Source organism: Streptosporangium sp. NPDC049644 (genome assembly GCF_040675205.1).
GTDB classification, from domain to species: Bacteria; Actinomycetota; Actinomycetes; order Streptosporangiales; family Streptosporangiaceae; genus Streptosporangium; species Streptosporangium fukuiense.
Genome location: NZ_JBFAOJ010000018.1, coordinates 99041 through 125896, shown reverse-complemented (window position 1 = coordinate 125896; position 26856 = coordinate 99041). Strand labels below are relative to the sequence as shown.

General features: G+C 71.7%; 29 protein-coding genes. 18 read left to right on the top strand and 11 right to left on the bottom strand.

The annotated features are described in order from the left end of the window. A partial coding sequence (locus AB0J58_RS13885; RefSeq protein WP_364214733.1) for a transposase occupies window positions 1-225 on the top strand: 225 nt, incomplete at its 5' end. 230 nt (window positions 226-455) lie between these two features. Here AB0J58_RS13885 and AB0J58_RS13880 read toward each other — a convergent pair. Together AB0J58_RS13880 and AB0J58_RS13875 are read right to left on the bottom strand one after the other, a co-directional pair. Further along, window positions 456-1166 carry a GntR family transcriptional regulator gene (locus tag AB0J58_RS13880; protein ID WP_364214730.1) on the bottom strand — a complete coding sequence of 237 codons (711 nt, stop codon included), beginning with the start codon at window positions 1164-1166 and terminating at the stop codon, window positions 456-458. A 285-nt stretch (window positions 1167-1451) separates the two neighbouring features. Further along, window positions 1452-2477 (bottom strand): MaoC family dehydratase, encoded by a 1026-nt coding sequence (locus AB0J58_RS13875; protein ID WP_364214727.1) that lies wholly within the window; start codon window positions 2475-2477, stop codon window positions 1452-1454. A gap of 145 nt (window positions 2478-2622) precedes the next feature. Here AB0J58_RS13875 and AB0J58_RS13870 point away from each other — a divergent pair, with 145 nt between their 5' ends. Both AB0J58_RS13870 and AB0J58_RS13865 read left to right on the top strand, forming a co-directional pair. Beyond that, window positions 2623-2778 carry a hypothetical protein gene (locus AB0J58_RS13870; protein WP_364214724.1) on the top strand — a complete coding sequence of 52 codons (156 nt, stop codon included), beginning with the start codon at window positions 2623-2625 and terminating at the stop codon, window positions 2776-2778. Between the two features lie 7 nt (window positions 2779-2785). Then, the gene (locus AB0J58_RS13865) at window positions 2786-3310 is read left to right on the top strand and encodes a hypothetical protein (protein ID WP_364214721.1); all 525 of its coding nucleotides are present in this window, start codon (window positions 2786-2788) and stop codon (window positions 3308-3310) included. A 147-nt stretch (window positions 3311-3457) separates the two neighbouring features. Here the strand turns inward: AB0J58_RS13865 and AB0J58_RS13860 are convergent, their stop codons facing one another. Then, on the bottom strand, window positions 3458-3979 hold the full coding sequence (locus AB0J58_RS13860; RefSeq protein WP_364214718.1) for a phospholipase: 522 nt from the start codon (window positions 3977-3979) through the stop codon (window positions 3458-3460). Window positions 3980-4453: 474 nt separating this feature from the next. Here AB0J58_RS13860 and AB0J58_RS13855 point away from each other — a divergent pair, with 474 nt between their 5' ends. Continuing rightward, the gene (locus AB0J58_RS13855; RefSeq protein WP_364214716.1) at window positions 4454-5056 is read left to right on the top strand and encodes an XRE family transcriptional regulator; all 603 of its coding nucleotides are present in this window, start codon (window positions 4454-4456) and stop codon (window positions 5054-5056) included. Continuing rightward, window positions 5049-6467, top strand: coding sequence for a pyridoxal-dependent decarboxylase (locus tag AB0J58_RS13850; protein ID WP_364214713.1), 1419 nt, complete (start codon window positions 5049-5051; stop codon window positions 6465-6467). Before AB0J58_RS13855 ends, AB0J58_RS13850 begins: the two co-directional genes overlap by 8 nt. Before the next feature lie 17 nt (window positions 6468-6484). Here AB0J58_RS13850 and AB0J58_RS13845 read toward each other — a convergent pair whose 3' ends face one another. Then, window positions 6485-6913: a hypothetical protein gene (locus AB0J58_RS13845; RefSeq protein WP_364214710.1), complete on the bottom strand. Its 429-nt coding sequence runs from the start codon at window positions 6911-6913 to the stop codon at window positions 6485-6487. A 493-nt stretch (window positions 6914-7406) separates the two neighbouring features. On the opposite strand from AB0J58_RS13845, the gene AB0J58_RS13840 reads away from it, so the two are divergent. Next, a complete protein-coding gene (locus tag AB0J58_RS13840) occupies window positions 7407-8246 on the top strand; it encodes a DMT family transporter (protein WP_364214707.1) in 840 nt (279 codons plus the stop codon). Here the strand turns inward: AB0J58_RS13840 and AB0J58_RS13835 are convergent. After that, window positions 8229-9320 (bottom strand): hypothetical protein, encoded by a 1092-nt coding sequence (locus tag AB0J58_RS13835; protein WP_364214704.1) that lies wholly within the window; start codon window positions 9318-9320, stop codon window positions 8229-8231. The genes AB0J58_RS13840 and AB0J58_RS13835 overlap by 18 nt on opposite strands. Before the next feature lie 29 nt (window positions 9321-9349). Here AB0J58_RS13835 and AB0J58_RS13830 point away from each other — a divergent pair, with 29 nt between their 5' ends. The 8 genes from AB0J58_RS13830 to hpnH all read left to right on the top strand — a co-directional run bounded on the left by AB0J58_RS13830 (window position 9350) and on the right by hpnH (window position 17931). Beyond that, window positions 9350-10135, top strand: a complete 786-nt coding sequence (locus AB0J58_RS13830; RefSeq protein WP_364214701.1) for a polysaccharide deacetylase family protein — start codon at window positions 9350-9352, stop codon at window positions 10133-10135. A 200-nt stretch (window positions 10136-10335) separates the two neighbouring features. Continuing rightward, on the top strand, window positions 10336-11163 hold the full coding sequence (gene hpnC, locus AB0J58_RS13825) for a squalene synthase HpnC (protein ID WP_364214699.1): 828 nt from the start codon (window positions 10336-10338) through the stop codon (window positions 11161-11163). Further along, the gene (locus AB0J58_RS13820) at window positions 11150-12070 is read left to right on the top strand and encodes a squalene/phytoene synthase family protein (protein WP_364214696.1); all 921 of its coding nucleotides are present in this window, start codon (window positions 11150-11152) and stop codon (window positions 12068-12070) included. The genes hpnC and AB0J58_RS13820 overlap by 14 nt, the downstream gene beginning before the upstream one ends. After that, window positions 12067-13392 carry a hydroxysqualene dehydroxylase HpnE gene (gene hpnE / locus AB0J58_RS13815; RefSeq protein ID WP_364214693.1) on the top strand — a complete coding sequence of 442 codons (1326 nt, stop codon included), beginning with the start codon at window positions 12067-12069 and terminating at the stop codon, window positions 13390-13392. Before AB0J58_RS13820 ends, hpnE begins: the two co-directional genes overlap by 4 nt. Then, window positions 13389-14402 (top strand): polyprenyl synthetase family protein, encoded by a 1014-nt coding sequence (locus AB0J58_RS13810; protein WP_364214691.1) that lies wholly within the window; start codon window positions 13389-13391, stop codon window positions 14400-14402. The genes hpnE and AB0J58_RS13810 overlap by 4 nt, the downstream gene beginning before the upstream one ends. A 1-nt stretch (window position 14403) precedes the next feature. Continuing rightward, window positions 14404-16305 (top strand): squalene--hopene cyclase, encoded by a 1902-nt coding sequence (gene shc / locus AB0J58_RS13805; protein WP_364214688.1) that lies wholly within the window; start codon window positions 14404-14406, stop codon window positions 16303-16305. After that, a complete protein-coding gene (locus AB0J58_RS13800) occupies window positions 16302-17024 on the top strand; it encodes a hypothetical protein (RefSeq protein ID WP_364214685.1) in 723 nt (240 codons plus the stop codon). Before shc ends, AB0J58_RS13800 begins: the two co-directional genes overlap by 4 nt. Continuing rightward, window positions 16927-17931: an adenosyl-hopene transferase HpnH gene (gene hpnH / locus AB0J58_RS13795; protein ID WP_343964770.1), complete on the top strand. Its 1005-nt coding sequence runs from the start codon at window positions 16927-16929 to the stop codon at window positions 17929-17931. The genes AB0J58_RS13800 and hpnH overlap by 98 nt, the downstream gene beginning before the upstream one ends. Here the strand turns inward: hpnH and AB0J58_RS13790 are convergent. After that, window positions 17897-18670, bottom strand: a complete 774-nt coding sequence (locus tag AB0J58_RS13790) for an SDR family NAD(P)-dependent oxidoreductase (protein ID WP_364214682.1) — start codon at window positions 18668-18670, stop codon at window positions 17897-17899. The two genes, hpnH and AB0J58_RS13790, sit on opposite strands and share 35 nt — an antisense overlap. Before the next feature lie 213 nt (window positions 18671-18883). Beyond that, entirely contained in the window at window positions 18884-19303 is a 420-nt protein-coding gene (locus tag AB0J58_RS13785; protein WP_364214679.1) for a rhodanese-like domain-containing protein, read from the bottom strand. Window positions 19304-19508: 205 nt separating this feature from the next. Here AB0J58_RS13785 and AB0J58_RS13780 point away from each other — a divergent pair, with 205 nt between their 5' ends. Continuing rightward, on the top strand, window positions 19509-22046 hold the full coding sequence (locus AB0J58_RS13780) for a LuxR C-terminal-related transcriptional regulator (RefSeq protein WP_364214676.1): 2538 nt from the start codon (window positions 19509-19511) through the stop codon (window positions 22044-22046). 22 nt (window positions 22047-22068) lie between these two features. Here the strand turns inward: AB0J58_RS13780 and AB0J58_RS13775 are convergent, their stop codons facing one another. The 3 genes from AB0J58_RS13775 to AB0J58_RS13765 form a co-directional block, all read right to left on the bottom strand. Beyond that, on the bottom strand, window positions 22069-23283 hold the full coding sequence (locus tag AB0J58_RS13775) for a Dyp-type peroxidase (protein ID WP_364214673.1): 1215 nt from the start codon (window positions 23281-23283) through the stop codon (window positions 22069-22071). A 21-nt stretch (window positions 23284-23304) separates the two neighbouring features. Further along, window positions 23305-23967: a copper chaperone PCu(A)C gene (locus tag AB0J58_RS13770; RefSeq protein WP_364214670.1), complete on the bottom strand. Its 663-nt coding sequence runs from the start codon at window positions 23965-23967 to the stop codon at window positions 23305-23307. Between the two features lie 96 nt (window positions 23968-24063). After that, window positions 24064-24621: an MFS transporter gene (locus tag AB0J58_RS13765; protein WP_364214667.1), complete on the bottom strand. Its 558-nt coding sequence runs from the start codon at window positions 24619-24621 to the stop codon at window positions 24064-24066. A gap of 157 nt (window positions 24622-24778) precedes the next feature. Between AB0J58_RS13765 and AB0J58_RS13760 the strand changes: the two genes are divergently transcribed. Next, a complete protein-coding gene (locus AB0J58_RS13760; protein WP_343964784.1) occupies window positions 24779-25063 on the top strand; it encodes a YiaA/YiaB family inner membrane protein in 285 nt (94 codons plus the stop codon). A 31-nt stretch (window positions 25064-25094) separates the two neighbouring features. Here AB0J58_RS13760 and AB0J58_RS13755 read toward each other — a convergent pair whose 3' ends face one another. Further along, complete coding sequence (locus AB0J58_RS13755) at window positions 25095-25577, bottom strand: MarR family transcriptional regulator (RefSeq protein WP_364214664.1); 483 nt, start codon at window positions 25575-25577, stop codon at window positions 25095-25097. Between the two features lie 132 nt (window positions 25578-25709). On the opposite strand from AB0J58_RS13755, the gene AB0J58_RS13750 reads away from it, so the two are divergent. Further along, window positions 25710-26114 (top strand): HGxxPAAW family protein, encoded by a 405-nt coding sequence (locus AB0J58_RS13750; protein WP_364214661.1) that lies wholly within the window; start codon window positions 25710-25712, stop codon window positions 26112-26114. A gap of 119 nt (window positions 26115-26233) precedes the next feature. Beyond that, window positions 26234-26737, top strand: coding sequence for an STAS domain-containing protein (locus tag AB0J58_RS13745; protein WP_364214658.1), 504 nt, complete (start codon window positions 26234-26236; stop codon window positions 26735-26737). Window positions 26738-26856 lie beyond the last annotated feature (119 nt).

The window sequence follows — 26856 nt, the reverse complement described above, 5'->3', positions numbered from 1 at the left end:
TACAAGGCGAAACGACACGGCCGGACCTTCGCCACGATCGACCGGTGGTTTCCCTCCTCGAAGCTGTGCTCGGCGTGCGGGGGCCTCGCCACCTCCATGCCGCTGAACGTCCGGCAATGGGCCTGCCCGTGCGGCGCCGTCCATGACCGTGACGTCAACGCGGCGATCAACATCCTGACCGAAGGGCGACGAATCGTCGCCGCTGGACGGAAACCCGCCGCATGACGCGGTGGGAGGCGGAGACGTTAAACGCCCGTGGAGGCGATGTAAGACCACCGTTCGCGGTGGCGGACGCCGATGAAGCAGGAAGCCACAGAGGTGCCGCGTGAGGCGGCACGGGCTGAATCCCCGGCCCTTCAGGCCGGGGAGCGCGTCAATCGAACCACCTCTCCTCGACGACGAGCCGGATCGGCGGCTCCGCCGTGACCCGGCCGCGGCCTCGCCCGGGGCCTGGGTCAGGAAGAGGTTTCGTCGTCCGCGGCCTGCCGGTCGAACTGCCTGGCCAGCAGGTCGCCGGAGTTCGCGATGTGATCGTGCATCGCCCTGCGCGCGGCCTCCGCGTCCCCGGCCCGCAGCCCGGCCAGGATCCCGGTGTGGTCGTGCAGGGTGGCCTCGGGCCAGCCCTCGATCGCGGAGTAGAAGCGGGTGGGGATGTACCGGCCGGTCAGGCCGAGCACCCAGGTGATCTTGCGGGCGTCCGCCACCAGGTTGATGTGCCGGTGGAAGGCGTGGTTCTTCTCCTCCAGCAGAGCCAGGTCCTTGCGGTGCGCCGCGGCCAGCAGTTCGTGGTGCAGCGCCTCCAACTCGGCCAGGTCCTCCGGCGTCACCCGGACGGCGGCGCGGGCCGCCAGCTCGCCCGAGATCAGCGCGTGCGCCTCGAACAGGTCGCGGACGTCCTGGCCGGTCAGCGGCGCGACCTGGAAGCCGCGCCGGGGCAGCAGCTGCAGGAAGCCCTCCACCCGGAGCACGTGCAACGCCTCGCGGGCCGGCGTCGCGGAGATGCCCAGCGCCTGGCCCACCACCTCCGGCCGGACCGAGTCGCCCGGGCGCCACCGGCCCGACATGATCATGCTGCGGATGTACGCGGCGGCGGCGTCGCTGAGCTGGGGGCGCTCCGCCTCGGAGGTTCGGGCCGTCCCGGTGGCCCCGGTCATCCTGCCGCTCATCGCACGACCTCTCGCCTCGATCGGGGCTTCTCCCGGCGTCCCATCTGCGCCGACGATCCTAGGTGGATACCGGGGGCCGCGACACTCGGACCGGTGAGGCAATGGAAAATAGAATCTTGAGAAGGCGATATTCGCAGTTCAGCGGGCAACCTTCCGGGCCTTACGTTCTAGAATCCAGAGAGGGGCGCTAGAGAATATATGAAATATGGCTATCGTGGGACCACGCTGGGCCCACAGCCCGCCCTCCGCCCGAACCTCCCCGATGAGGAAGCAGCCATCGCCCCGTCACCCCGTCGCGCCACCACCGGCGAACACGGCCACGAAGCGCCAGTCGAGGACGTCCACGGGCGGCAGGCCGGGCCGGTGCGCGTGCACCCGGGACCTCAGATGGACCAGGCCGCCGTCCGCCAGCCGCTCGGTCCGCTCCACCTCGATGACGCTGGTCAGCGTGTCGCCCTCCGCCACCGGGCCGAGGTGGTCGCAGCCGTGCCAGCCGGCCACGGTCACCGTCTCCGGCAGTGCACGCACCGCCTGGTGCAGGGCGATCCCGACGGTGTGGCCGCCGTAGACCAGCCGGCCCGCGGCCCCCGCCGAGGCGTCGTGGTGTACCCGGGCCGAGTTGAGCGTGAGCCGGGCCAGCTCGGGCGCCGACGAGACGACGTCGCCCCCTGCCACCCGGAACACCTGCCCGGGAGCCAGGTCGCCGAGCCGCCGCCCGCGCACCCGAGCCCGGTAGGCGCTCAGGTCCCAGCCCGCGGCGACCTGCGACAGCTCGGCCGTGGTGGGAGCCGTGCCGACGGCGGACAGGTCGTCGGCGTGCCCGGTCTGGGCCTCCTGGTCGCGCAGCGGGATCATGGCGCAGCGCCAGAAGTCCAGGACCGGACGGTCGTGCTGGTCGCGGGTGCCGATCCGCAGCGCGGCCAGGCCGGTGGCGGGGCGACCGGGGCGGCGGGAGTTCTGCCGCAGGCCGACGACCTCGGTAACCGTGCGCAGGGTGTCGCCGATCAGGGGGGCGCGACGGAAGACCACGCCGCGGTAGAAGAGGTTCGCCTTCACCGCGTGGGTGACGATCGTGGACTGGCCGATCGCGACGTCCCAGACCAGGTTGGGGGCGGCCAGGACGGCGCCCTCGCCGACCACCCGCCCCGCCAGCGTGTGGTCCACGACCAGCGGCAGCCGCCCGCCGACGATCGCCTGGTGGGCCGCGGCCAGACCCTCGGTGAGGGTGAGGGCGGGCACGTCCTCGAACCGCAGGCCGTGATACAGGTCCTCGAAGTAGGGACCGTCGATCAGGGTCTCCGTGGGGTTCATCGGGGCCTCCTCCATGCCGCAGCCTAGGGCCAGATACTACACATACATCAACATACATCAACATTTATCAACAAGTATCCCCATCGTTTGTTCACGGGTCGGGCAGGCCGGCAACCGGTTCGGCATCATCCACGATGCCCTCGGCGTGAAGCCGGCCGCCGACGGCCTGTCCACCGACACCCACGGTCAGGCCGTCTCGGCGGAGTTCATCGCCAAGACCGACCGCGACTCGGCCATCGGGGAGGCGGTGGCCGCTCCTCGCTTCGTCCCCGGTGTGTGCTCTCCCGCGAAGCGGGTTTAATGATCCGGTGTACAGAGTGCTGATCGCGGGCGTCTCCGGCTCCGGGAAGACCACGATGGCCAGGACGTTGGCGCTGCGGCTCGAACTTCCCCACTACGAACTGGACGCGCTCCATCACGGACCAGGCTGGGTCAAACGGCCGGAGTTCGAATCCGACGTGGACGCCTTCTCCTCCGGGCGGTGCTGGGTGACGGAGGATCAGTACCATTCGGTGCTGGACGACCTGCTGTGGGAGCGGGCCGACACCGTCGTCTGGCTCGACCTGCCACGCCGTACGGTGATGCAGCGAGTCATACGGCGCTCGATCGCCCGCGCGACGACGCGCCGGGAGCTGTGGAACGGCAACCGGGAGAGCTTCCGAGACTGGCTGGATCCGGAGCATCCGATGCGCTGGGCGTGGTCGCAGTACGAGCGGAAGCAGAGGGCCGGCCTGGAGCGTATCGCCCGGCATTCGCAGATCACCGTCGTCCATCTGCGCTCCGCCGGCGAGGCGCACCGCTGGGTGGCCGCCGTCACCGCGCGTTCGTCCTGAGGGCACTGGCGAAGTTCCCGGCAGACGGAGAGGGGGAGGCATCGCCTGGGCGACGCCTCCCCGGTCGCCGCCGTCAACCGTGCGGCCGGACTCCGCGAAACCGGCCCGGCGAAGGTCGGCGGGTGGGGTTGATCCCGCGGGGCCGGGTCACATCTCGGCGGGCTGAGCGGCCTGTTCGGCGGTCTGGCGGATTCGTTCGATCTGCGCCTCGGTGACGTTGAGGGTGCCGAATTCCCTGACCGCCTGGTAGTAGGTCCAGGCGAGGCCGTTGCAGGTGTTTCTGGGAATGCTGGAATATCCCGCGCAAACCTGCTTCATATCGAAGTAGAACGAGTCGTCGATGCGCGCCTTGTTCGCCGGGAACAGGCTCACCGCCTTGTAGTTGCGGTAGCCGAAGTCGTGACGTCGGCACGGCATTCTGAAGTCGAAGCCGAGCGGCTGGTCGGGGCTGCTTGAGCAGAGGTCGGTCGACCAGTCGAAGGCGTAGTCCGCCCAGCCCGCCTGGTTCTGCCACGCGGAGCGCCAACTGGCGGCGCTGGACGCCGTGGGCTGGCTGAACCCGGAAAGCGCGGCGAGCTTCTGCTCCAGTGTCACCGCGTAGGCGGGCAGTGTTAATCCAAGTAATGTGACGAGGGAGAGGGCGACGGCTGCGAGGGCTCGTTTGACCATGGGGCTCTGCCTTTGTCTGGGGGATGCCTCTCATGGCAGGTTTCTGCCACCGCCTAACAATGAAACGAAATAACCCGATATGCCGGAACGGATCTTCGTCAAGATCGGCTTGGGTGTTCGTAAACCATCGCTCTTTACAGGGATTACAACATCATGTAATGGTGCGTTTCGAAAGTCCGAATCATGAGGGTGGGCCCCTGTTCGCGGCGGCCCGGGAGCGGCCGATGACCCGCTTCCCCGGGTCACCGAGACTCGGCACCGGGGCGGACGGCCGTCACGGCCGCCGACGCCTCCCGGGCGCCGGTCGGCGCGAAGCCGGGCCGCGCACCGACCGACCGGCCGGCGACGGCTCCGCGCCGATGGGCGACCTGACGCCGACCCGGTTCGCGCGGTCCTCTCCTCACCCCCTCCACTCCTGGCGGGCGGTAGACACGATTCCTCTATAGAGAGGATTTATGTTGCTATAGTGGAAACATGGGTAATGGCAGCGTCCTGTCCAGCGGCCTGTCGATGGCCGAGCTGGGAGTCAGACTCCGCGCCGAGCGCCGGGCACGCGGCCTGGCCCTGGAGCGGCTGGCCGAACTGAGCGGGGTGAGCCGGAGCATGGTGTCCGCGGTGGAGCGGGGCGCGAAGACACCGACGGTGCTGGTCCTGGACCGTTTGGCGACCGCTCTGGGCACCTCGATCGCCCGGCTGCTGGACGAACCCTCCCGTGCCGAGGTGGTGATCCTGCCGCATGACCGGCAGCGGCTGGTGCGCGACCCCTCCGGCTGGGAGCGGCGCATCCTCTCCCCCGTGCTGCCGGGTGTGGAGTTCGAACTGATGCGCACCACCCTGGAGCCGGATGTCGACGCCGGGGAGTTCTCGCCGCACCCGCCGGGCTCGCGCGAGTACGTGGCCGTGGAATCCGGCTGTCTCCGCCTGACCGTCGACGACACGCCCTACCTCCTGAACGCCGGGGACTCCGCCTACTTTCCCGGCGATCGCCGGCACGCCTTCGCCAACGGAGCGGATGACGTGTGCGTGTACTACCTGGCCATGGAGCTGGGCCGGCAGGCCGGCGGAAACGGTGGATGACCTCCGCCGAGCCGGTCGGTCGGCCGCCGACCTGGTCGCCGACCACCTGGCCGCGGTACCCGGCGGACCCGTGTGGCGACCGGTGCCCGACGCGGACCGTTCATGGCTCTCCCACCGGCCCCTTCCCGCTACGGGCCGCCCCCTGGAGAGCCTGCTCCACGACATACGCGACCACGTGTTGCCCTACCCGATGGGCAACGGGCACCCGCGGTTCTTCGGCTGGGTCAATTCCCCGCCGTCTCCCGCCGGCGTCCTGGTCGCCCCCCTGGCCGCCGCGCTGAACCCGAGCTGCGCCGGAGGCGATCACGCGGGCGTCCTGCTGGAGCGCACCGCCGTACGGTGGCTGGCGGAGCTGGTGGGTTACCCACACCCTCCGGGTGCCGGGCTGCTGACCAGTGGCGCCTCCATGGCCACCATCGTCGCGCTGGCCACGGCCCGGCAGCGGGCAGGCCGCCGCGAGGGGTGGGACGTCCGCGAGAGGGGCCTCTACCGGCATCGCCCGCTGGCGATGTATCTGTCGGCCGAGGCGCACAGCTGCCTGCGCAAGGCGGCCGAACTTCTCGGCCTGGGCAGCCGGTACCTCCGCACCGTCCCGGTCGACGGGGCCTTCCGGATGGACACCGACGCACTGCGCCGTCTGATCGCCGCGGACGTGGACGCGGGAGTACGGCCGTTCTTCGTCACGGCCAGCGCGGGAACGGTGAACACCGGTGCCGTCGACCCGCTGGCGGACATCGCCGAGGTCGCGCGCGAGCATGACCTGTGGTTCCACGTCGACGGCGCCTACGGCGCCCTCGGCGTCCTCGCCGAAGAGGCCGACTCCGGCTATGCGGGACTGGGGCTGGCGGACTCCCTCGCCCTTGACCCGCACAAGTGGCTCGGTGTCCCCGTCGACTGTGGCTGCGTCCTCTTCCGCGACCCGGCCGGGCCGCGCGACACCTTCAGCCTCGTGCCGCCCTACCTGCGCGACGACGACGCCGACGAGCTGGGCTGGTTCTCCGAGTACGGCCCCGAGCAGACCCGCTCCTTTCGCGCGTTGCGGGTGTGGGCCACGATCGCGCACCTCGGGCGCGACGGGATCGCCCGGCTGGTCCGGCGCACCACCCGGCTCGCGCGCACGCTCGCGGCCATGGTGGAGGCCTCCGGCGACTTCGACCTGCTCGCCCCGGTCGTCACCTCGATCACCGCCTTCCGCCACCGGCCCGCGGCGATGGCCCCCGGCGAGGTCGAGGCTCTGAACCAGGCCCTCCCGGCCGCCGTCCAACGCCGCGGCCGCGCCTTCCTGACCGGCACCCGGCTTTCCGGTACGGCGGCACTGCGCGCCTGCGTCCTCCACCCGGCCACCACCGAGGACGATCTCGTGGTCCTGCTGGACGAGATCCGCGCCGCCGCGAAGGAGCTCACCGCGTAGGGGTCCGCCATATCGAATCAAACCGCTCCGCGACTCCTGACGCCTCCGGCGGGAGTCTCCGCCCCGGGGTGATCTCCAGCGGGGTCCGCCGCCTCGTTCGGATCGGCACCGGTCGTCCCGCCGCCGTCGGCGGGGAGCCGGTCGGGGTGCCAGGGCATCCACTTTCGCTCGACCTCCGCCTCCAGGTCGACCCCGTGATGTCGTGCCATGACCAGGAGCTGTGCCAGAACGTCCGCGAGCTCGGAACGGAAGCCCAGCTCCAGCTCGTCGGCGGAGTGCCCCTTGTCCCTGGCCTGGCCGGAACGCATCAGGAACGCCTGCGTCAGCTCGCCCACCTCCTCCTGGAGCTTCAGCAGGAACCAGGTGTCGTCCCGGGTGATCCCGTTCCTGCGGGCATAGGTGCTCGACACCGCTTCGACCTCGTCCGTGAGCCGCCTCAGATCCATGCCGGGAGTGTAGGGGGCGGGTCCGACAACCGCTTTCCGGCGGACCCGGGCCATCGGCTTTCCAGGAAGACGGCCCCCGCCATCCGGTGTAAATCCACAAATATCATCTAAATACCGTATAAACCTCAACGCCATTATCCCGCCAGAGCCCCGGAGAATTCTTCGTGGCGGACCGCCGCCCGCGTGGCGCGCGGCATTTTCCGCCCGGTCCTCCGCCGCTGAATTAAGGTGACATCGCCCGCATCACGTGATCAGCCCGTGACAGGGGGCGTTCTTCCCCTCAGGCCCTGAAAACCGAGGTCGAGGAGGGATTCATGTCCCGCGGACACGCCGTCGTCACGGGATGCGTCCTGCCGGTCAACACGCCATAGCCCGCCCACGTCCCTGTCGCCGGAACGGCGCCGAGGCACCATGACATCGCGGAAAAGGTGACGCGCTCGATGATCCCCATTGCCGGACGGCACACCATCGGGAGCCGGAAAGCCGTGCGCCGGTGATCGCGGCGATCCTGGCCGTGCTCACCGCCGCCTGCAACGCCCTCTCGTCGGTACTGCAGCGGCAGGCGGCGCGAACCGCACCGCAGAGCCGGGTGTTCAAACTGGCGCTGATCGGCTACCTGATCCGGCAACCCTCATGGCTGGGCGGCATGGCCGCGCTCATCGGGGGCTTCCTGCTGCAGGCGGCAGCGCTGAACTTCGGCGCCCTCGCCCTCGTGCAGCCCATTCTCGTCACCGAGCTGCCCTTCACGATGATCCTCCTCTCGCTCATCCTGCACGTCCACCTGGACCGGGGGTCATGGCTGGCCATCGGCATCCTGACCATCGGGCTGGCACTCTTCCTCGTCTCCGCCGATCCGGGGCAGAGCGGAACCCGAGCCCCGACCGCGGACATCTGGCTGATCGCCGTGATCGTCACGGTCGTCGCGGCCGCCGCCCTGGTCGCGATGGCGAAGGCCCGCATCGGCCCGCACCGGGGCGCCCTGCTCGGGATCGCGTCCGCTGTGGGATTCGCCTTCACCGCCGCGTTGATCAAGGAGAACACCGAGCTCTTCACCGCGGAGAACGTCGCCGTACTGACCAGCTGGTCGCTGTACGCCATGATCGTGGCCGGTCTGTTCAGCGTGTTCGTGCTGCAGAGCGCGCTGAGCAGCGCGTCCCTGGTGGTCGTGCAGCCGACGCTCAACATCGCCGACCCCGTCGTCAGCATCATGTACGGCGTCGCGCTGTTCGGTGAGAACATCCGGCTCGGCTGGTGGATCGTCCCGGAACTGATCGGAGTGGGATTGATCTTCTACGGCAGTGTCCTGCTGAGCCGGTCACCGCTCGTCCGCTAGGTGCCGCACGGAGACGAGGAAGGACTCCGCGGGCGCGGCGTCGAACAGGGCGACCCCCCTGGCGATCCGCCGCGTCCGTTCCGCCCCGCACCCGAGGCGGTCCAGCGCGGCGAGCAGTTCCCCGGCGTCACCCGCGTACACGCTCAGTCCGGCCCGCGCCATGGCCAGCGCGCCGTCCCTGCCGTGGCCGGGAATCGGCCGGTAGGAGATGACCGGCACCCCGGCGGCCATCGCCTCCCGGCAGGTCAGGCCCGCCGCGTTGTCCACCAGCGCGTACGCGGCGGCCATCAGGTCCGGCATGTCGTCGCACCAGCCGAGGGCGACACCGGTGTGCCGCAGCAGGTGGCGCAGCTCGCGGTTGTGCCCGCAGAGGACGACGGGCAGGTACCGCCCCGAGCGCGCCAGAACGCGGGCCGTCTCCTCGACTCCGCCCACCCCCCACGCGCCGGCCGAGACGAGGACCAGCCGCTCCCCGGCGCGGGCACCGATCCGGGAACGCACCGGCGTCGCGTCGCCCCCCGACCGCCGGAACTCCGGGCGTACCAGGGGAGCGTGACAGAACGCCGGGCGGCCGGTCGCGGCGTGAACAGCGCGGGCGGTCGCCTGATCCGAGCACAGGTACCGGTCGTTGCCCGGGTGCAACCAGAGCCGATGCGCCGCGAAGTCGGTCAGCAGGACGGTGCTGGGGACCGGCAGGCGGCCGCGTAGCCTCAGGTGACCGACCGCCTGCGCGGCCAGGTGGAAGGTCGAGACGACCTCGGCCGGCATCCGGCGGCGGATGAGCCCGCGCAGCCGTGCCGCGGCCATCACCGTCAGCGGCGAGGTCGGCGGCGCCCGGTCCGACACGAAGAAGACCCGGTAGATCAGCGCGTACAGCCAGGGCGCGGAGCGCATCATCCAGCCGTACCAACCGCGCAGCGCCACTCCCAGCCGGAACGGCAGCAGCCCCAGGACATCGACGATCTCCGCTTCGACGCCCTCGGCGGCGAGCCGCCTGGCCAGCTCCACCGCGACCGCGTCGTGCCCGGCTCCCATACCGGCACTGACGATCAGCACAGTGCGTCGCGTTGGCATCACGGCTCCCGTGACACAGACTTGACACGGTGAACCGTGCCGCGTTGACCCTCACCGGTCTGGCCATTCTGCACGCGGGGCCCGCGGCGACCTGGCTGCCCTCCGTGCGCCGGCTGCTGCCCGGCCTCGCCGGGGTGGGCCTCGCCGACCATGTCGCGCTGACCTTCGACGACGGGCCCGACCCGCGATCCACCCCGCGTTTCCTCGCGGAGCTGGAACGGCTCGGGTGCCTGGCCACCTTCTTCGTCCTCGGCGAGATGCTCGAACGTCACCCCGCGCTGGGCCGCCGCATCGTCGCGGAGGGCCACGAGATCGCGGTGCACGGCTGGTCGCACGAGAACGCCCTGGCGACCCGTCCCGGCCGGATGGCGGCCGAGACGCGCCGGGCGGCCGATCTGGTCGCCGCCGTCACCGGCGTCGACCCCACCTGGTACCGGCCGCCCTACGGCGTCCTCAGCGCCGAGACACTGCTCGCCGCCCGTCTGCGGGGACTGCGTCCCGTCCTGTGGACCGCGTGGGGCAGGGACTGGACACGCTCGGCGAGCCCGGCCTCGGTGCTGGCCACCCTGGCATCCGGCCTGCGGGGCGGGGCGACACTCCTGCTGCACGACTCCGACCACACCTCGGCCCCCGGCTCCTGGCGGTCGGGACTCGGCGCCCTGCCCGAACTGGTGAACCGCTGCCGCTCCGCGGGTCTGCGGATCGGGCCGCTCCGGGACCACGGCGTCTCCGGCGACCGCGCGGCCCTTCATGACGTTCGTGAGATCACAGCTCCTCGAAAAAGCACGCCGCAAAAGCCGCACCACTTTTTGTGACGGCTTTTACCCGGACCCGGTCCGACCCACCCCCCGGCAAAAGAATCATCATTTTTCCAAAGACAGAGATATAACGCGATACTAAATATTTTCCCAGCTCTCACCGATAAAAACCAGCAGATCGTTCATCCGCGTTTATAACAGCCCGCCGGGGACAACCTCAATTTATGAATTGGAGGGGAGCCGATACGCGGAACGTCATGCTCAAAGCGCGCAGGGAGAACTTCCCGGTCGCCTCATGTGTACTGCCGCGTACCCACCGCCGCCACCTCCTCGCGGTGTACGGCTTCGCACGGACCGTCGACGACATCGGGGACGAGGCGCAGGCCGGGGATCCGCTCCAACTGCTTGACACCGTCGACGACGACCTCGCCCGCCTGTACGCCGGCCGGCCCCCCCGCCTGCCGGTCATCCGCGCGCTCGCGGGCACCGTCGAGACCTGCTCCGTCCCGGCCGAGCCCTTTCACCGGTTGATCGAGGCCAACCGGCGCGACCAGACGGTCAGCCGGTACGACACCTTCGACGACCTGCTCTCCTACTGCGAGCTGTCCGCCAACCCCGTCGGGCACATCGTGCTGCACGTGTTCGACATGGTCACCCCCTCCCGCCTGGCCCTGTCCGACCGTGTGTGCACGGCGCTGCAGATCATCGAGCACTGCCAGGACGTCGGGGAGGACTATGCCCGAGGCCGCGTCTACCTGCCGGGCGAGGATCTGCGCCGGTTCGGCTGCGACGAGGACGATCTCGCCGCGGCCACCGCCTCGGCGCGGCTGCGCGATGTCGTCGCGCTCCAGGCGCGGCGGGCCGACCGGCTGCTCGACGAGGGGGACCGGCTCGCCCGATCGGCGACGGGGTTCGCCCGCCTCGCCATCGCGGGCTACGTCGCGGGCGGCCGGGCCACCACCGCGGCACTGTCCCGGGCCGACCACGACGTTCTCGGACGCGCGGTACGCCCGCGCGGCGCGCGGTTCCTGACGGCCTGGCTGCGGATCCTCACGAGCAGGGGGTGCGACCGTGGACACCGTTGACGCCTACCGGCACTGCGAGCAGATCGTCCGCGGGAAGGCCCGGAACTTCTCCTACGGTCTCCGGCTGCTGCCGACTCCCAAGCGCCGCGCGCTCAGCGCGGTCTACGCGTTCGCCCGCCGGATCGACGACATCGCCGACGGAAACGGCCCCGACGGGCAGCGTCTGACCGACCTGGCCGCCGCGCGCGCCGCACTCGGCACGGCACGGCCCGACCCCGAGGACCCGGTGCTGGTCGCGCTGCACGACACCGCCCTCCGCTACCCGCTGCCGCTGTCGGCGTTCGAGGAGCTGATCGACGGGTGCGCCGCGGACGTACGCGGGGAGACCTACGAGCACTTCGACGACCTGCTCTCCTACTGCCGATGCGTCGCCGGGTCGATCGGGCGGCTCTCCCTCGGCGTCTTCGGCACCGCCGGCAGCACGGGCACCGCGGGCACCGAAGACGGCGGGGACGCCGGAGACCGCGGGGACGGCGGGGGCGCGGCGGGGGTGGCGCACCTGGCGGACGCGCTGGGAGTGGCCCTGCAGATCACGAACATCCTGCGGGACGTGCGCGAGGACCGGCTGGCCGGGCGGACCTACCTCCCCGCCGAGGACCTCGGGCGATTCGGCTGCACCCTGAACATCGACTCCTCCGGCAGGTTCACCGACCCTCCCGACCGGCTCGCCGCGCTGATGCGGTTCGAGGCCGACCGGGCGCGCGACTGGTTCGACGACGGCATGCGCCTGCTGACCGCACTCGACGTGCGCAGCGCGGCGTGCACCGCGGCGATGGCCGGCATCTACCGGTGCCTGCTCGGCCGCATCGCCGCGGATCCCGCCGCGGCACTGGCCTCGCGGCTGTCACTGCCTCCGTGGCAGAAGGCGATGGTGGCGGCGTGCGCCCTGGCGGGGGCCGCCCGATGAGCGGCGCTCCGGTCGCGATCGTCGGCGGCGGGCTGGCGGGCATCGCCGCCGCCGTCGCGCTCGGGGAGGCCGGTCACCGCGTGACCCTGTACGAGGCCCGGCCGAGGCTGGGCGGCGCCACCCACTCCTTCGTCAGGAACGGGCTGAGCGTCGACAACGGCCAGCACGTGTTCCTCCGCTGCTGCACGGCCTACCGCGGCCTGCTCGACCGGCTCGGCGTCGCCGGACGCGTACGCCTGCAGGACCGGTTCGACGTACGGGTGCTCACCCCTGCGGGGCGGTGCGGGCGGCTCCAACGCGGGGTGCTGCCCGGGCCGTTCCACCTGCTGCCGGCGCTGGCCGGATACCGGCTGCTCAAGCCCGCCGACCGGCTGCGCGCGATGCGGGTCTCACTCGCCCTTCGCCGGCTCGACCCGGCCGACCCCGCGCTGGACCTGACCGATCTCGGGAGCTGGCTGTCCGCCCACGGGCAGCGGGAGCGCGCGCGGCACGCCCTCTGGGAGCTGTTCGCGATGGCGGCCCTGAACGTCGGGGTCGAGGGCGCGGCCCTGGGACCCGCGGCGATGGTCTTCAAGACCGCGCTGCTCGGCCGGGCGGGAGCCGCCGACATCGGCGTTCCCACCGTGCCCCTCGGCGAGCTGCACGGCGACGCGGCACGGACCGCCATCGAACGGCGCGGCGGTGCCGTACGCCTGTCGGCGAAGGTCACCGCCATCGAGCGGGACTCCGTGATCGTGGACGGCGGCCGGGTCGAGGCGTCCGCCGTCATCGTCGCCACGGCGCACGAGCAGGCCGCTGCACTGGTCCCCGAACAGGCCGCTCCCGGCAGGGAGCGCTGGCGCGGCCTGGACGCGAGCCCGATCGTCAACGTGCACGTCGTCTACGACCGGCGGGTCACCCGGGTGCCGTTCGCGGCGGTCGTGGACTCGCCCGTGCAGTGGGTGTTCGACAAGACCGGCGCCGCGGGGCTGCGCGAAGGCCAGTACCTCGCGGTCTCGGTCTCCGCGGCGGACCAGTGGATCGACACACCCACCGCGCGGGTGCGGGCCACGTTCGTACCCGCGCTTGAGCAGATCTTCCCAGGAGCGCGGCAGGCACGGGTCATCGATTTCTTCGTCACGAGGGAACGTCGCGCCACCTTCCGCCAGTGCCCAGGCAGTGGCGCGCTCCGCCCCGAGGCCGCCACCCGGTGGCCCGGACTGTTTCTCGCCGGCGCGTGGACCGACACGGGCTGGCCCGACACGATGGAGGCTGCCGTGCGTAGCGGACTCAACGCGACCTGCCTGGTCAGGCGTCATCTGAAGAGGGAACGTCCCCGGTGACGGCGGTCATCCCGCCCTCGGTCGCGGCCGCCCGCGGGCTCGTGGAGCCGGTACTCCGGGACGCCGTGGCCAGGCTCGACCCACTGACCTCGCGCGTCGCCGCCTACCACCTCGGCTGGGCCGATCCGGCGGGCCTGCCCGTCGCCTCCGGCGGCAAGGCGCTACGCCCGGCGCTGGCCATCCTGTCGGCGAGAGCCGCGGGGGGAGGCCAGGAGCAGGGCCTGCCGGTCGCCGCCGCGGTGGAACTCGTGCACGCGTTCTCGCTGCTGCACGACGACATCATGGACGGCGACCGGATGCGGCGGCACCGGCCGGCGGCGTGGACCGTCTTCGGCTGCTCCGCGGCCATCCTCGCCGGCGACGCCCTGCTCTCGCTCGCGGGGGAGCTGCTGCTCGAGGAGGGCGGCCTCTCCGGCCTGCGGGCCGCCCGGCACCTGGCCGTCGCCACCCGGGAGCTGATCGCCGGCCAGGCGCTCGACCTGGAGTTCGAACAGCTCGCGGACGTGAGCCTGGCGGAGTGCCGGCGGATGTCCACGCAGAAGACCGGCTCCCTGCTGGCCTGTGCCTGCTCGATCGGTGCGACCGTGGTGAACGGCCCCGCTCCGCTGGTCGCCGCCCTGACGGCTTTCGGAACCGAGGCCGGCCTGGCCTTCCAGCTCGTCGACGACCTGCTGGGCATCTGGGGCAGCCCCGAGACGACCGGCAAACCGGTCCTTTCCGACCTGCGCGCCCGCAAGAAGTCGCTGCCGATCGTCGCCGCGCTCACCAGCGGCACACCGGCCGGTGAGCGGCTCGCCCGCCTGCTGGCCGATCCCCTGCCGCTGTCCGAATCCGACCTGCACGACGCCGCCCGGCTCGTCGAGGAGGCCGGCGGCCGGGCATGGGCCGAGACCGAGGCCAAGCACCGGCTCGACGCCGCCGAACACCATCTCGCCGGCGCGGACATGCCCCCGGACGTCCGCGCCGAATTCCTGGACATCGTCCGCTTCCTCACATCCAGGGGCCACTGACATGACCGCCGTCGCCGCTTCCACTCCCGCCGAACTCACCCTCGACGCGGCATGCGACCACCTGCTCGGCCTCCAGTCGCCCGAGGGGTGGTGGAAGGGCGAGCTGCAGACGAACGTGACCATGGACGCCGAGGACCTGCTGCTCAGGGAGTTCCTCGGTATCCGCACCGAGCAGGACACCGCACAGGCGGCCCGTTGGATCCGCTCCGAGCAGCGCGACGACGGGACCTGGGCCAACTTCCACGGCGGTCCCGGCGACCTGTCCACCACGATCGAGGCGTACGCCGCGCTACGGCTCGCCGGTGACCGGACCGACGCCCCTCACCTGCGAGCCGCGGCCCGGTTCGTACGGGAATCCGGTGGGATCGAGGCCGGCCGGGTGTTCACCCGGATCTGGCTGGCGCTGTTCGGACAGTGGCGATGGGAGGACCTCCCGGTGCTGCCCCCCGAGATGATGTTCCTGCCGCGCTGGTTCCCGCTCAACGTCTACGACTGGGCCTGCTGGGCCAGGCAGACGATCGTCCCGCTCACCATCGTGAGCGCGCACCGCCCGGTCCGGCCGCTCCCGTTCGACCTGGCCGAACTGCGTACCGGACGCCCCGTGCCGCCGCACCCCCACGGGCCGTTCACCGCGCTCGACCGCGTCCTGCACCGCTACCAGCGACGTCCCGTCCCCGGCCTGCGGCGGGCCGCGCTGAGGCGGGCCGCCGAGTGGATCGTGGCCAGGCAGGAGGCGGACGGGTCCTGGGGCGGCATCCAGCCGCCGTGGGTGTACTCGCTGATCGCGCTGAGCCTGCACGGCTACCCTCTCGACCACCCGGTGATGCGGAAGGGCATCGAGGGATTCGACAGGTTCACCATCCGGGACGAGAAGGGACGCAGGCTGGAGGCCTGCCAGTCCCCCGTGTGGGACACGGTGCTCGCGATCAACGGCCTTCTCGACGCGGGCCTGCCCGCCGACCATCCCGCCCTCCTCGCCTCCTCCGGCTGGGTGCTCACCGAGGAGATCCGGAGCCGGGGCGACTGGTCCGTACGGCGCCCTTCGCTGGCACCCGGCGGCTGGGCCTTCGAGTTCGACAACGACGGCTACCCGGACATCGACGACACGGCGGAGGCGATTCTCGCCCTGCGCCGGGTGCGTCACCCGGACGCCAGGCCGGCCATCGACCGCGGGGTGCGCTGGATCACGGGCATGGCGTCCCGCGACGGCGGCTTCGGGGCCTTCGACGCCGACAACACCCGCGAGATGTGCAAGAAGCTGCCGTTCTGCGATTTCGGCGCGGTCATCGACCCGCCGTCCGCCGACGTCACCGCCCACGTCGTCGAGGCGCTGGCGCAGGAGCGGCCGGACTCCCCCGTCCTGCGACGCGCCGTCGTCTGGCTGCTGAAGGCACAGGAGGCGGACGGGTCGTGGTTCGGCCGCTGGGGGGCCAACCACGTCTACGGCACCGGCGCCGTGCTCCCCGCGCTCATCGCGGCCGGCGTACGGCCCGGCAAGCCGTGCATAAGGCGTGCCGTCGCCTGGCTGGAGAGGCACCAGAACGACGACGGCGGCTGGGGGGAGGACCTGCGCTCCTACACCGATCCCCGCTGGATCGGGCGCGGCCACTCCACTCCCTCGCAGACGGCATGGGCCCTGATGGCGCTGCTCGCCGCCGGGGAGCGGTCACCGGCGGTGGAGCGCGGTGTGGAGTGGCTGGTCGGCCACCAGCGCCCGGACGGCGGCTGGGACGAGCCGTACTTCACCGGGACCGGCTTCCCCGGCGCCTTCTACATCAACTACCACCTCTACCGGCTCGTCTTCCCGATCAGCGCGCTGGGCCGTTACGTGCGCTCCCAGGAGGTGCCCGCGCATCCCGGGCCCGCGCTGAGGGCCGAGGCGGTCACCGTGGACGCCGGGTGACCGGCCTGCTGATCTGCACCGCCCTGGCCGTCGAGGCGCGGGCCGTACAGAGCGGCCTGCCGGCCGAGGAGGTGCGGGTGATCCGGACCGGGATGGGCCCGCGCCGCGCCGCGAGCGCGGCGGCGCGGCTCCCGCCGGCGGGCGCGCTGGCGGTGACCGGTTTCTGCGGGGCACTCGACGAGGGCCTGCGCCCGGGAGACGTGCTGGTGGCGAGCGAGATCCGCTTCGCGGGCCGGGCGGTGCCCTGTCCCTCGGCGTGGCCGCTGGTCGAGGAACTGGCCCGGGCCGGCCTGTCCGCGCGGACCGGACCGCTGGTCACCTCCGATCACATCGTGACGGGGGCCGAACGCCGCAGGCTCGCCGCCGAGGGGGCCGCGGCCGTCGACATGGAGACCGGGCCGCTGGCGGGCGCGGTGCCCGGCCTGCCGTTCGCCGCGCTGCGCGTCGTCGCCGACATCGCCGGTGCCGCGCTGTTGCGCCCGGCCACGATACGCGGCGGCGCCGTGGCGTACCGCGTGCTGCGCCGGCTCGGCCCGGTCCTGGCCCGCTGGGCCGCCGCGATCTCCCCCTCTCTCCCCGAGGAGTCCGTCCCGTCCCATTACCCGAGGAGATGCAACCCAGATGCCGACACCGATCCGCCAGAGTCTTCGCATCGGCGGCTACATCCTCCGCCAGAAGCTGCGCGGGCGGGCGAAGTTCCCCCTTCTGGTGGAACTTGAGCCTCTGTTCGCCTGCAACCTGCACTGTGCGGGCTGCGGAAAGATCCAGCACCCCGCCGACGTGCTGAAACAGCGCATGCCGGTCGAGCAGGCCCTGGCCGCCATCGAGGAGTGCGGCGCGCCCATGGTCTCGATCGCGGGCGGGGAACCGCTCATGCACCCGCAGATAGGGGAGCTGGTCCGGGAGCTGGTCGCCAGGAGGAAGTACGTGTTCCTGTGCACCAACGCGCTGCTGATCCCCAAGAAGATCGACCAGTTCGAGCCCTCGCGATACTTCGCGTGGACGATCCACCTGGACGGCATGCGCGAGCGCCACGACGAGTCGGTGTGCAAGGAGGGCGTGTTCGACGAGGCCGTCGCCGCGGTCCGGGAATGCCGGCGCCGTGGTTTCCGGGTCACCACGAACACGACGTTCTTCAACACCGACAGCCCTCAGACGGTCGTCGACGTGCTCAACTATCTCAACGACGATCTTCGCGTCGACGAGATGATGATCTCTCCCGGGTACGCGTACGAGAAGGCGCCCGACCAGGAGCACTTCCTCGGCGTGCGGGAGACCCGGGAGCTGTTCCGCAAGGCTTTCGCCGGCGGGAACCGGCGGCGGTGGAGGTTCAACCACACCCCGCTCTTCCTCGACTTCCTCGAAGGGAGGATCGACTTCCCGTGCACGGCGTGGGCCATCCCCTCGTACTCGCTCTTCGGCTGGCAGCGCCCCTGCTACCTGATGTCCGACGGCTACGCGGCCACCTATCGGGAGCTGGTCACCGAGACCGACTGGGACGCCTACGGCCGAGGGCGCGACGACCGGTGCGCCAACTGCATGGCCCACTGCGGATACGAGCCGACCGCCGTCTTCGCCACGCTCACCTCGGTCAGGGAGTCGATCCGGGCTCTGCGCGGCGGCTGAGCTCCGGCTGCCCGCCGAACATCCCGGCGAGGGCGCGGAAGGGGCCGGGCGCCGCGCCCTTCAGCATGGCCGGCAGCCGCAGCCAGCCCGGCACGTACGACTCGGGCCTGCCGTCCTCGACGGCGGACACGATCGCCTGGGCGACCCGTTCCGCGGGGATCGGCACGGGCCATCGCCGCGTGTAGGGGGCACCGCGCCGCTCGAAGAACGGGGTCTCCACCACGCCGGGCAGCACGACGGACACGCCGATCCCGCGCGACTCGTACCGCAGGCTCTCGGCGAAGCCGAGGAGGCCCGCCTTGGTGGCGGCGTACACCGCCTCGTCCCGCACCCCGATCGCCCCGGCGATCGAGGCCACGAAGACGAGGTGTCCCCGGCCGCGCTCGATCATCGCGGGCAGCAGGAGGCGGGTCAGCAGGATGGGAGCGGTCAGGTTCCCCGCGACCAGGCGCTCGACGGTACCGTCCGGCATCGCCGGGAACGGCCCCGCCCACCCGCACCCGGCGTTGCCGACCAGCACGTCGACCGGTCCCGCGCGCTCGGCGAGGCCCGCGAGGTCCGTCGTGAGGTCGCCGACGAGCGCCCGGCCGCCGGTCTCCGAGGCGACGGCCGCGAGCCTGTCCCGATCGCGCCCCGACAGGACGAGGCGGGCCCCCGCGGCGGCCATCGCCCGCGCGGTCGCGGCCCCTATGCCGGACGACGCACCGGTGATCAGCACACGAGCGTCCGCGAGTCTCATCTCGATCCCTCCGGGGAGGATGTCGGGGGCCCTGCGGGCTCCGCGTCGTTTCCGGCGGGGTCTCCCATGATGCCCCTCCCTCCCGGAGATGTCGCGGAGACCCGGCCGACGTCCCGCTTCACGGGGAGGGCATCGTCCGGTCATGTTCGAGTGCCGGGGTGAGCGCGCGACGACACGCGAAGGGACGTCGGCCCCGCGTTCACCTGGGACCGGTCACGGGTCCTCCCGGTCGCCGGGCGGCGAGGGCGGTGCCTGGAAGGTCACCGGGCGGCCCTGGTCCTTCCACGCCGCCAGGCCACCGTCGAGATGCGACACGTCGGTGTACCCGAGTTCCTGCAGGGTCTGCGCGGCGAGCGCGGACCGGCCGCCTGAGGCGCAGTAGAGGATGGTCCGCACCAGGGGGTCGAACTCGGCCCGGTGGTACGGGCCGGCCGGGTCCGCCCAGAACTCCAGCATCCCGCGAGGTGCCCGAACCGCGTCCGGGATGGCGCCCTCGCGCTGGACCTCGTCGGGCTCCCGGAGATCGACCAGCGTCACCGCACCGGTTTCGAGTGCCTCGGCGACCTCCGCCACCGACATGTTGCGGACCCGGTCTCTGGCGTTCGCCACCAGGCGCCGGCTGGAAGTGCTCATCGTCGTCTCCGCCTTTCTTCGAGCGTTCCCTCATTCGACAGCGGGTCCGCGCGCCGCACATCCGTGCCCGGTACGGAAAAAGCGTCCGTGCTCCGTACCGAGGACGGCGCGGAGACGGCGCGGAGACGGCGCGGAGACGGCGCGGAGACGGCTCGTGGCGGATTCGCCGGGGGCCGTCCGGGCGGCCGGCGAGGATACTCGCCTCATGAGATCCGACACCTTCCCCGATCCGCTGCGGGCGGCCGGAGTGACCCGGCGGGAACTCGAGGTCTTCTGGCTGGTGGGGGATCGCCTGCCCAATCGGGAGATCGCCGCCGGCCTGCGGGTGTCGGAACGGACGGTGGAGAGCCACGTGTCGTCCCTGCTGCGCAAGCTCGGCGGGTCGAACCGCCTGGCCCTGATCGACGCGGCGGCACGGCTACGGGCCCGCCGGGACCCCGGTGGCGGGCTGCCCAGACCGCTGTCGTCGTTCGTGGGACGGATCCAGGAGACCGAGGACCTCCTGCGGATGGCCGGCACCCACCGGCTGCTGACGTTGACCGGCCCCGCCGGCACCGGCAAGACCCGGCTGGCGCTGCACCTGGCCCACTCGGCGACCACCCTGCCGCCCGCCGTCCTGGTCGACCTCGCGTCCGTACCCCCCGCCGATCCTGGGGAGCGTGCCTTCGCCGACATCCTCGGCGACCCCGTGGAGCGGGCGTTCGCGGACGCCCTCGGCGTCACCGGGGACGGGCGGCGGCTGCGCGCCCTGATACGCGGTGCGCTCGCCGAGGGCGGGCACTGGCTCGTGGTGGACAACTGCGAACACGTGTCCGCCACCGCGGCGGCACTCCTCGCCGACCTGCTGACCACCACGGACCGGCTGCGCGTGCTGGCCACCAGCCACGGACCGCTGGGGGTGGCGGGAGAGGTCGTCTACGAGATTCCGCCCCTGCCGCTTCCCGGGGAACTCGACGATCCGGCGGCCGTGCTGGGTGCGGCCTCCGGACTGCTGTTCGCCGACCGCGCGACCGCGGTCTCTCCCGGTTTCGAGGTCACCTCCGGCAATGCCAGGCACGTCGCGATGATCTGCCGCCGGCTGGACGGGCTGCCGCTGGCCATCGAGCTCGCGGCGGCGCGAATCCGGGTCTTCTCACCGGCCGAGCTGCTGGAGCGCCTGGACAACCGGTTCGCGCTGCTGACCGGTGGGCCGCACGGCGTCCCGAGCCGGCACCGCACCCTGGAGGAGGCCCTGAGGTGGAGTTACGAGCTGCTGGGCGACGACGAACGGCTGCTGTTCGAACGATGTTCGGTGTTTCCCGGCGAGTTCGACTACGACACCGCGACGCGGATTCTCGCCTATCCGCCGCTGGACTCCACCGACCTCGTCCGGCTCTTCCCGCGCCTGCTCGACCGGTCCCTGCTCTCCCGCCGCCGCCGGGACCAGACCACCGAATACCGCCTGCTCGACAGCGTCCGCCAGTTCGCGCACCGGCGACTGCTGGCGCGTGGCGCCACCGGCACGGCACGTGAGCAGCACGCCCTGCACCATCTACGCCACGGCGTGGCCGCCCTGCCCGACCTGCGAGGGCGGGATCAGGCCGCCGCGCTGCGCTGGTTCGACCGCCGCTGGGCGGACGTGCGGGCCGGGATGCGCTGGGCCCTCGAACAGCGGGAGACGGCACCCGCCTGGGAGTTCCTCGCCGGAGTCGGTACGGGATGGGAGGTCCTCGGCGCGCGCGGCGAGCTGTTCGGCTGGCTGGACAGGCTGCTCGAACGGCCCCCGCCGGGGGGCGTCCTGGACATCCGGGCCGCGGTCACCTGCTCCTTCCTGCTGGCCTACCAGGACACCGGGCGGGCGCGGACCTTCGCCGAGCAGGCGCGCGAGCGCGCCGAGCACGGCACCGAGGAGGACCGAGCCCTCGCCCTTCTCGCCCTCGGCTGGGCGATGATGTACGGCGAGCACCGCGCGTCCGCGATCGAGCACCTGGAGCAGGCGGCGTCGCGTTTCGAGCGGCTGGGCGACGACTGGCACCGTGCCCTGGCGCTGTCCGGCCTGGGCACGGCCACCCCGGACACCTCGGCCTCCCTGATCCGGCTGGCCCACGCCGCCGAGCTGTTCGGCCGGCTCCACGACCATGTCAAACGCGCCAACTGCCTCAACCAGATGGCCATCCGCGCGGTCGAGGGCCGGATCCGGCTCGATGACGTGGCGGGCTGGCTGGACGAGGCGAGGCGGCTGGCCGACGCCGTCGGCAACGACCACGAGCGGCTGCACGCCGAGGTCTTTCTGGCCTGCTTCGACCAGCACCGGGGGGACCACGCGATGGCCGCGACCCGGTTCGGCGGCGTACTCGCCGAAATCCGCCGTATCGGCGATCTTCGCTGCACGGCCCGCTGCCTGTTCGGGCTCGGCCGGGCCGCGGCCCTCCGCGGTGACCACGAGCGGGCACGGCACCTCCTCGCCGAGGGCGCCGGGCTCGCCGTCGGCCTCGGTGACCCGCGCCGCCTGCTGGCCGACCTGCTCCTGCTCGCCGGATCCGAGCACGCGACCGGTCACCTCGTCCGCGCCGCGGTCCTGCTCGGCGCCGCCGAACGCCTCGACCCCGCGCGGGGCGAGGACCTCGTCCCCGCCCTGCGAGCGGCACTGCTCGACCGGCTCGGGCCCGCGGCCTTCGCCTCCGCCCGGGCCACCGGGCACCGGGCGCCCCTCACCGGCCTGCTCTCCGAACGATCCTCCTTTCCGCGGGAAGGTCATCCGTAAGGCCGGCAGGGGCGGGGTCCCCTCAGGTGAGGAGGGTGTCTCCGATCCAGCCGCCTGGGGAGCAGCCCGGTGGGATGGCGAAGACCGCCGAGCCGATCGGGGTCGTCCACTCGTTGAGCAGATCGGCCTCGTCCAGCCTGCGCTGGATGGGGATGAACTGCCGGGCGATGTCGGCCTGGTAGGAGGCGAACAGCAGCCCGGAGTCGGCGCGCCCGTCCGGGGTGAGCCCCTCGTCGTAGTTGTAGACCCGGCGCAGGATCCGCATTCCCGGATCGGCGACGTGGGCCCGGCGGATGTGAGCCTGCTCGGAGATGACCGGGAAGCCGATCGCGTTGAGCCTGGTGAAGTCGGCCTCGTCGTGCTCGTCGCGCCCGGTGAGCGGGGCGCCGTTGTCCAGGCGGCGGCCCACGGTGAACTCCTTGGCGACCCGGTCGACGGCGTCCCAGGTCTCCATCTCCGCCCGGATGCGCCGCAGCACCAGCGTGGTGCCGCCGTGCAGCCAGGACGGTCCCTCGCGCACCCACACGGCCCGGTCGAACTCGGGGGTGCCGGGTGAGAGGTTGACGGTCCCGTCGAGCTGGCCCATGACGTTGCGCTGGGTCTGCTCCGCGGCGTGGGTGCCGGCGGCACGCCGGAAGCCCCGCTGGGTCCAGCGCACCCTGGCGAAGGAGCGGGCGTCCTTGACGACCATGCGCAGGGCGTGGGCGAGGGTGAGGGCGTCGTCGGCGCAGATCTGCAGCAGCAGGTCCCCGCCGCTCCACTCCTTTTTGAGCCTGTCGATGGTGAAGGCGGGCAGCGGCGCCACGGTCTTCGGCCTGCGGTCGGCCAGTCCCGCCGCCGCGAAGAGACCGGGGCCGAATCCGAAGGTCACGGTCAGCCTGGCGGGCAGCAGTGCCAGTTCGGGCTCGGTGTCGGCCAGGGCGGGCCTGCCCTGGGTCAGCCGCCTGGCGTCGTCGGTGAGCAGCCGCATCATCCGCCCCAGCGCCTCGCGGTCGGTGCCCGGCAGCAGGTCAAGGCCGACGAACACCCCGTACGCCTGTGGCATGGTCGCGATGCCCGCCTGGTGGGCTCCGTCGAAGGGTTCCACCGCGGAACCGCCGGAGGCGGGGACGGCCCGAGCGGGCCGGGGAGCGGCCGCCGGGACGGCCTGGTCGGGAGCGCAGGCGGCGAGGGCGCCGGCCGCGGTGACGGCGCCCCCCGCGAGCAGTCCCCTACGGCTGATTCGGGGGTCTGACATGAGCTCTACTCCGCTTTTCGCTCAGCCGTGGCTCTCGCCCATGTCCATGCCCTCGTGCCCCTCCGGGTCCGTGCCGGGCTGGTAGTTCTCCTGGCCTCCGGCGAAGTCCTTGCCGACCGCGGTGAACTCCAGGGTCCCGCCGTCCTTGAAGGTGAGGGTGAAGGGGATCTCAGCGCCGGGCCGCACCGCTTCGGTGACGCCCATCAGCATGATGTGGTCGCCGCCCGGCTGGAGCCGGTGGGTGCCCTTCGGCGGGATCACGATCCCGCCCTCCTTGGGTCGCATGACCATCTTTCCCGCGGATTCCACGACCTCGTGCAGCTCGACCTTCGGCGACAGCGACGAGGCTGCGGAGACGACCGTCACCTCGGCGTCGGTGTTGTTGACCAGGGTGCCGAAGGCGGCGCTCATCCCCTTCTTGGCGGTCTTCACCCATGGGTCGGTGATCGTCAACGCGGGGGCGGCGGAGGTGGCGGTGGGAGCGGGGGTGGCGGGGGCCGCCGCCGGGGCGACGGTGCTCTGGGAGCCGCACCCGGCCAGAGCCACCACGGCCGCGACCAGGATTCCGGCAGGGGTGATACGACGAACGGACATGGTGATGCCTCTCTTCTGGCCGGGCAGCCGACAGGCCGCGGCCGGACGCCGCTCGATGGCCATGCCGGGCAGGCAGCCTGGAACTGTCACGCTGGTTCGGTGCGCCGGGCGGCAGGAAGGCCGCATCGGCGCAGGCCCGCGCGTGCGGGCTCGGGAACGGGCGACACCCCCGGGTGACCCGCGCGGTCAGCCGGAGATGGCGGTGACGGTCCGGGGAGGGCCGCGCCGGCTGAGAACGTGGCGCAGCACGGCGGAGCGGAGAGGGCCGGGCTCGCTCGCGGACGGGGTGAGGAAGGCCACGTACGCCGGGGTCACCGGCACGATGAGCACGCGGCCGAACCGCGCGCCGAGTCGTCGCAGCAGCGCCCACAACGCCGCCTCGCCGCGCGCCAGCCAGAGCGCGGTCAGTCCGACGGCCCACCCGTGCGCCACCAGCATGCCCAGTCCGGGCAGCAGCCCCGCGTGGACATGCCCGCCGACCTCGACCGGGGACGCGGTGTGCGCGAGGGAGAACAGCACGTGCACCCCGGCCTGCACGCCCGCCAGCAGCGGCAGGATCACCGCCAGCGTACGCTCGCGCCCCGAGGTGGCGAGGGCCGCGCCGAAGGCGAGGGCCAGGGCGGCGGCCGCGCTCGGCGCGGAGACCGAGCCTCCCGCGAGGACGTGCGCCATCACGCTCAGGCCCAGGCAGACCGCGGCGAAGGCGGCGGCGCGGGCGATACGGAAAGGCCAGGTCGCGAGCATGGTCCGGCAATCATCCCATGCCGCCGTGGAGGTCCACGGACCGCCCTTGGCGGAGCGGGCGCGCAGAATCCCGGGCAGGTCACCGCACTGACGTACTCACCGGTAACTGAGTAGCCGCGCTCATGCTCGAAAGGTGGGTCGTCTCGACGATGGGAACATGACACGACCGGTGAAGAGCACCACGACCGCCGCCTTCTACCTGCAGGCCGTCATCTCGTTCGGGCTGTCGGTGGCGGCCATGGTGATCGGTATCGCCTACCTGCCCGTGACCGCCTGGGTCCGGTCCTTCATGGGCATCGGGCTGCTCTACGTGGTGACGTCGACGTTCACTCTCGCCAAGTGCGTCCGGGACCGTACCGAGGAGGCCGCGGTCGTCAGCCGCGTCGACCAGGCCAGGCTGGACAAGCTGCTGGCCGAGCACGACCCCTTCAAGAACGACTGACGCCCTCCCGGCCACGGAGCCGGGCACGGACTCAGGGCGCCGGAGACTCGCGGATCTCGGCCAGCGAGATCCGCATGGCGTCGGCGGCGCGGGTGAACCAGTCGGAGATGGTGGCCAGCTCCTCCGGGCCGTAACTCTCGAAGAGCTCGATGAGCCGCCGGTAGGTGGGTTCGTACGCCACCGCGACGCGGGCGGCCGGGTCCCCCTCGGGGACGATCCGGATGCGGCGGCGGTCGTGGGGGTCGGGGACGCGCCGGGCGTAGCCCGCGCCCTCCAGGCGGTTGACCACCCCGGTGACGGCCCCGGTGGTGAGACCCGCCAGTTCGGCGAGACGCCCCGCGGTGAGCGCCTCCCCTTTCGCACCGAGGATGAAACCGAGACACGTCAGGTCCGTGACGTTGATGCCGAGGCGCTCGGCGAGCGCGTGCTGCCCGACCATGCTCAACGCGATCAGCTGGTCCATCCGGCTCAGGACATCCAGCGGCGAGGCCCCGGGGCTGGACTTGCCTTCCATCGCAAATTCTCCTTACCATCTAAGAAATTTAGCTCGTGAGATAAATGGTGCGAGCAGATCCAACTTAGCCGCCTGCCGCCTGAGACCCCACCGGGGCCCGCGGAAGGCGGCGATCCGGATGGAGGGGAGCGCATGGGGATAAGAGAAGACTTCGCGGAGCTGGCTGAGATCCACGAAGAGCACGACATGGGGCACACCGTGGCAGGCTGGACCGGTTCGATCGTCTGCATGACCGGTTTCGCGATCTCCGGGCTGGCGATGGTGGCCGACGGCGTCGTCTTCTTCTGGGCGGGCGTGGGGGTCGTGGTCCTGGGCGGCGCCCTGGGATGGCTTCTCCACCGGATGGGCTTCGGCAAGGAGATCGGGCCACGGCCGGTCTCCGAACGCGGCATGCGCCGGCGCCGGGTACCGAGAACGGCGGGACGGCACGATCGCGCGCGGAACCCCCAGATCACTCCGACCGGCAAGGGGCGACCGGCCGCTCACGACGAAGATCGCACTCCGGATGGTCCCGTATCCATCTCGTCGCACACCTGACGGGACGAAAAATCATAAGTATCCAGTGATTCGACCCTCCACTGGGGCACCGACCGTACATACCTGGTAAGACGGAGGGAACGCCCGCCCTGTGAACTGCGGGCCTAAGGAGTCTTTCCATGCCACCCGAAGGTGTGAACGCGCTCTTCATCTCGACCGGCGCGCACGAGGGCGCCATCGTGGTCCGGGCGATCGGCGAACTCGACTACGTCTACGCACCGGTCTTCCGGAGGGAGATCGACCGGTTCTGGAACACGAGCACCGACGACTCTCCGCTCTCTCCCCCGTCGCTCCTCCCGGAGAGTCCACCCTCCCCGTCGCCACTGCTCCCGGGTACGCGTGCCGAGGCCACCTCCCTGCTCATCCTCGATCTGACCGGGCTCACCTTCTGCGACTCCACCGGGCTCGCGGAACTGCTGAGGATCCTGCGCCAGAGCCAGGAGAAGGGAACCCGCCTGGTGGTGACCGGGGCGAGCCGGACACTGCGTCACATGCTCGCCACCGCCGGACTGCTGAGCTACTTCACGATGGCCGCCTCCGTGGAGGAGGCACTGCCAGTCGAGGGAGCGCTGCCACTCGGGGAGGCGCTGCCGCTCGGGGAGGCAGGGACGGTGGAAGGCTGAAGGACACCTGCGGGCACGCGACGGTGCCGGTCTCCGGCAGGCCGCCGTGAACGGCCGGCCACGCCCCGCAGAAGTCCTGAGATATATGTCGTCAAAACACCCTCATTAGCCTGACAAGT

What these genes read in the sequence shown, in the direction of transcription:
- AB0J58_RS13880 (WP_364214730.1), bottom strand. Translation starts at nt 1,166, where the DNA reads ATGAGCGGCAGGATGACCGGGGCCACCGGGACGGCCCGAACCTCCGAG.
- AB0J58_RS13875 (WP_364214727.1), bottom strand. Translation starts at nt 2,477, where the DNA reads ATGAACCCCACGGAGACCCTGATCGACGGTCCCTACTTCGAGGACCTG.
- AB0J58_RS13860 (WP_364214718.1), bottom strand. Translation starts at nt 3,979, where the DNA reads ATGGTCAAACGAGCCCTCGCAGCCGTCGCCCTCTCCCTCGTCACATTA.
- AB0J58_RS13855 (WP_364214716.1), top strand. Translation starts at nt 4,454, where the DNA reads ATGGGTAATGGCAGCGTCCTGTCCAGCGGCCTGTCGATGGCCGAGCTG.
- AB0J58_RS13845 (WP_364214710.1), bottom strand. Translation starts at nt 6,913, where the DNA reads ATGGATCTGAGGCGGCTCACGGACGAGGTCGAAGCGGTGTCGAGCACC.
- AB0J58_RS13835 (WP_364214704.1), bottom strand. Translation starts at nt 9,320, where the DNA reads ATGCCAACGCGACGCACTGTGCTGATCGTCAGTGCCGGTATGGGAGCC.
- hpnC (WP_364214699.1), top strand. Translation starts at nt 10,336, where the DNA reads ATGCTCAAAGCGCGCAGGGAGAACTTCCCGGTCGCCTCATGTGTACTG.
- hpnE (WP_364214693.1), top strand. Translation starts at nt 12,067, where the DNA reads ATGAGCGGCGCTCCGGTCGCGATCGTCGGCGGCGGGCTGGCGGGCATC.
- shc (WP_364214688.1), top strand. Translation starts at nt 14,404, where the DNA reads ATGACCGCCGTCGCCGCTTCCACTCCCGCCGAACTCACCCTCGACGCG.
- hpnH (WP_343964770.1), top strand. Translation starts at nt 16,927, where the DNA reads ATGCCGACACCGATCCGCCAGAGTCTTCGCATCGGCGGCTACATCCTC.
- AB0J58_RS13790 (WP_364214682.1), bottom strand. Translation starts at nt 18,670, where the DNA reads ATGAGACTCGCGGACGCTCGTGTGCTGATCACCGGTGCGTCGTCCGGC.
- AB0J58_RS13785 (WP_364214679.1), bottom strand. Translation starts at nt 19,303, where the DNA reads ATGAGCACTTCCAGCCGGCGCCTGGTGGCGAACGCCAGAGACCGGGTC.
- AB0J58_RS13780 (WP_364214676.1), top strand. Translation starts at nt 19,509, where the DNA reads ATGAGATCCGACACCTTCCCCGATCCGCTGCGGGCGGCCGGAGTGACC.
- AB0J58_RS13775 (WP_364214673.1), bottom strand. Translation starts at nt 23,283, where the DNA reads ATGTCAGACCCCCGAATCAGCCGTAGGGGACTGCTCGCGGGGGGCGCC.
- AB0J58_RS13765 (WP_364214667.1), bottom strand. Translation starts at nt 24,621, where the DNA reads ATGCTCGCGACCTGGCCTTTCCGTATCGCCCGCGCCGCCGCCTTCGCC.
- AB0J58_RS13760 (WP_343964784.1), top strand. Translation starts at nt 24,779, where the DNA reads ATGACACGACCGGTGAAGAGCACCACGACCGCCGCCTTCTACCTGCAG.
- AB0J58_RS13755 (WP_364214664.1), bottom strand. Translation starts at nt 25,577, where the DNA reads ATGGAAGGCAAGTCCAGCCCCGGGGCCTCGCCGCTGGATGTCCTGAGC.
- AB0J58_RS13750 (WP_364214661.1), top strand. Translation starts at nt 25,710, where the DNA reads ATGGGGATAAGAGAAGACTTCGCGGAGCTGGCTGAGATCCACGAAGAG.
- AB0J58_RS13745 (WP_364214658.1), top strand. Translation starts at nt 26,234, where the DNA reads ATGCCACCCGAAGGTGTGAACGCGCTCTTCATCTCGACCGGCGCGCAC.